The sequence below is a fragment of the Kitasatospora sp. NPDC093558 genome (genome assembly GCF_040683475.1).
GTDB lineage: Bacteria > Actinomycetota > Actinomycetes > Streptomycetales > Streptomycetaceae > Kitasatospora.
In genome coordinates this window covers 1-3407 of the sequence record NZ_JBFBDY010000650.1, presented here as the reverse complement: position 1 = coordinate 3407, position 3407 = coordinate 1, and the positions used below count along the sequence as shown (strand labels likewise).

2 protein-coding genes, 1 pseudogene and 1 riboswitch are annotated in these 3407 nt (G+C 75.5%); of the genes and pseudogenes, 2 read left to right on the top strand and 1 reads right to left on the bottom strand.

Features of this window, described 5'->3' with window-relative positions:
• A pseudogene (locus AB0O00_RS33145) lies at positions 1 to 150 on the bottom strand (cobalamin biosynthesis protein); the annotation flags it as partial.
• Between the two features lie 101 nt (positions 151 to 251).
• Positions 252 to 428, bottom strand: a riboswitch (cobalamin riboswitch).
• 262 nt (positions 429 to 690) lie between these two features.
• Between AB0O00_RS33145 and AB0O00_RS33140 the strand changes: the two are divergent.
• Positions 691 to 1386 (top strand): helix-turn-helix transcriptional regulator, encoded by a 696-nt coding sequence (locus AB0O00_RS33140; protein WP_363658141.1) that lies wholly within the window; start codon positions 691 to 693, stop codon positions 1384 to 1386.
• Positions 1387 to 1497: 111 nt separating this feature from the next.
• Entirely contained in the window at positions 1498 to 2610 is a 1113-nt protein-coding gene (locus tag AB0O00_RS33135; RefSeq protein WP_363658139.1) for a prolyl oligopeptidase family serine peptidase, read from the top strand.
• Positions 2611 to 3407: the final 797 nt, after the last annotated feature.

Below are 3407 nucleotides of genomic sequence, written 5' to 3'. Positions count from 1 at the left end.
GTCGCGCCACATCCGCCGCTCCAGGCGCGTCGCCCCCCCGCCGAAGACGGCCACCGGGTGGCCGCGGCGCGGGTCGGCGTAGCGGGCGTCCGCGAGGTAGCCCGCGACGGCGCCCAGCGCGAACGCGGCGGCGCGGGTCAGCGGGCGCACGACGGCGGGGGACAGGGGAGGGCTCGGCGGGTCGGGGCAGCCTGCATCGCGTGCGAGTCCTCACTCAGGGTCCGCGCCCTGGATCGACGTACCGGGGGCGAGAGTCTCCTGGCTTCCGGGTCGAACGCACCCCCGGAGCCTTCCAGCAGTCCGTCAGCGATGACTGACGGTCCGCCTATGGGCCCTTCCTGTCCGCTGGCGGGCAAGGAGGGACTTGTTCCGGACGTGCTCCCCGGTGACAGTGGCGGGACCGCGCCGGACTCGCACCGGCTTCCTCTGCATGCCTCCGTTTGGCCCTGGGATCCCATCACGCGGCCGAACCGGGAGTCAACCGAGGTCACGGAGGGGTTGGTCACACACGAGAACCCCGCCGCGAGCCCCGCCGCGAGCCCCGGACGCCCCCGTCGCTACCTCCGAGTACTGCCGCCGCAGGGGCATGACATCCTGTGTGATCCTCCAGCGGTCCGCGTGCGCCTCCCGCGGCGCTTCGTGCGTTCGGCGGCTGGGGGCCCGTTCGGACCGGCCCTAGCGTTCGTTCCCATGCGACGCAGACAGTCTCCCGCCGCCCTGCCCCCGGTGCCGTTCTCTCCCGCGGCCGCCCGCGCCCACCGCGCCGGGCTCGGCCTGACCCCCGAACAGGTCGCCGACGGCATGGCCGCGCACGGCGTCCGGCTGCTGCCCACGCACGTCATCGCCTGGGAGAGCGGCGAGCTGCGCCCCACCGAGGAGGAGTTCATCGCCCTCGCCCGCGCCCTCTGGTGCCCGCCCGCCCAGCTCATGGGCACCCGCCCGGCCCGGCTGCGCGACCACCGCGTCGCCCGCGAACTGAACCAGGACACCGCCGCGCGTCGCATCGGCGTCGCCCTGCGCGTCTACCAGCAGGCCGAACTCACCGGGACGTGGGACGGCGACGAGGAGCGGACGCACGCGCTCGCCCAGGTGCTCGGGCTGCGGCTCACCGAACTGGTCGAGGTGACGGGCCGCGGCGCCGCGCTCGACCAGCGGCTGCGCCGGTGCGTGGACGGCCGCTGGCAGCCCCACCTCGGGGCGGTCGCGCGGCTCGTGCCCGTCCACGAGGACGACCTGGCGGCCGTGCTGACGGTCCTTCACCAGGAACACCAGGTGTCCTCCCCGCACTGGGGCGCCGCGACCCCCACCCTCCCCCCGCGCGACCGCCCCCTGACTCCGCGCTTCTGGGAACTCCTCGGCCGCCGCCCCACGGATATCCCGGTCTGACCCCGGCATTTCCCCCGTTCCTCCCGTTCCCCCGTACAGCCCATCCCACTGGCCGCCGCCCCCGCCCCCCAGTGAACTTGTCCCCAGCAGACTCACAGAGCGGGGAGCGATATGCGTTGGGGAACCGCAGCCGTCGTGGCCGCGGCCGCCGTCGGCACCGGCGTCGCCGTGCTGGTGGTCGGCCGCCGGGCGTCCGAGCGGCTCGTGCGGCCGGAGACCGTCGTGCTGGAGTCCGGCCCCGTCCTGGTGCAGAGCCTCGCCGCCGGCCGGATCACCTTCAACCGGACGCCCGCGGCCCTGCACCCCGGCCGCTGGGCGGTCGAGTGGGAGGGCGACGGCCACGCCGTCGTCGACGACATCCTGCACAGCGACGAACAGGGCGTCACCCGCCGCCTGGTCCGGGCCGACCGGGGCACCCTCACCCCCGGCACCGAGGTCCGCTTCACCCCGCGCGTGCACCTCGGCGACCCGACCACGGCCCTGGGCCTGCCGTTTACCGAGACCGCCGTCGCCGGCGAGCTCGGCGCGATGCCCGCCTGGCGCCTCGACGGCAAGCGCGGCACCTGGATGGTCCTGGTGCACGGCCCCGGCGCCGACCGCACCCAGACGCTCCCCGTGCTGCCCGTCCTCCAGCGCCTCGCGCTGCCCGCCCTCGCCGTCACCTACCGCGGCGACCAGGGCGCCCCCGCCTCGCCGGACGGCCTCACCCACTTCGGCGAGACCGAGTGGCGCGACGTCGAGTCGGCGGTGCGGCTCGCCCTCGACAGCGGCGCCAGCCGGGTGGTCCTGTACGGCTGGTCGGTGGGCGCGACGATGTGCCTGCAGGCCGCGGCCCGGTCGGCCTGGTCGGGCGCGATCGCCGGCCTCGTCCTGGACTCGCCGGTGCTCGACCTGCCCGCGACGGCCCGCCGCGACGTGGCCAGGGCCGGCTACACCCGGGCGGTCGCCGAGCTCGGCGCGCTCGCCGCCGAGGGCCGCACCGGGGTCGACCTGGCGGACTTCGCGCGCCTCGCCGAGGGCGCCGACCTGCGCGTGCCGACGCTCGTCCTGCACAGCCCGGACGACCCGATCGCGCCGTACCGGGCCGCCCGGCACCTCGCCGACTCCCGCCCCGACGTCGTCAGCCTCCAGACCTTCCCGGGCGCGGACCACACGGCCCTGTGGAACTCCGATCCCGCGCACTACGCGGAACTCCTCCGGCGCTGGCTCACCCCCCTCCTCTGATCCGGATCGGCAGCCCGCATTCCGGGCATTCCAACCGGTCATTCCTAGGCTTCACCTCGTCGCGTAATTCCCCCACCCGGCATCCGGCGCCACTCGCGAACCGGAGGTCGATTACGCCGGAGCGAGAAGTCGGCCCGGTCGATTTCCGCCACCGCTCCCCGCGTCGCCGACCTGGCCGATCCCCATCCACGCGAAGCGCCCGCCCTCCCCGCCGCATCCGCCGCTCACCCCGTCCGAGTCGGCCGTCCGCCGCCCGCCGCGGCCCTTTCCGTATCCGTTCGAACACCCCCCGTGACCACGACAAACGGGCCTGGCATGAGCCCGCCACACGTTTCCGGCCAGGCGGTTTGCCGCTGTTGCCCGATCTTGCGGAGGTGCTGCCACAAGCCGCCCGTCCGTACAACCAACCGGATGTGACAGAAGGCCTGTGCAAGGGGAAGACTGCTCGACGTGACGTCTCGGAACCCGCGCGACCGTGATGCCCCGCTCCCACCGACGATCGGTACCGGTGCGACGGTGACCCGCCTCCCCGGTACGGCCCACCGGCCCGCCGGGGCCAGGCCGGGCGGGGGCGGCGTACCCCGCCGACGAGGCCCCGCACCCGCTCCCGGCCGCGGCCGGGTTCCCGTGCCGGACGGCTTCCCCGCCCCCGCCGAGCTGGCTCCGCTGGCCCGCCGGATGCTGGTGGACGCCGTCCGGATCGCCCGCTGGGCCGGGGAGCTCGGCGAGGTCGACAAGCGGGGCGAACTGCTCCCCGAGGACGCCCGCACGGCGGGCCGCGCGCTGGCCATGACGGT

Coding starts and splice junctions, on each gene's coding strand:
- AB0O00_RS33135 (WP_363658139.1), top strand. CDS start 1,498: ATGCGTTGGGGAACCGCAGCCGTCGTGGCCGCGGCCGCCGTCGGCACC.
- AB0O00_RS33140 (WP_363658141.1), top strand. CDS start 691: ATGCGACGCAGACAGTCTCCCGCCGCCCTGCCCCCGGTGCCGTTCTCT.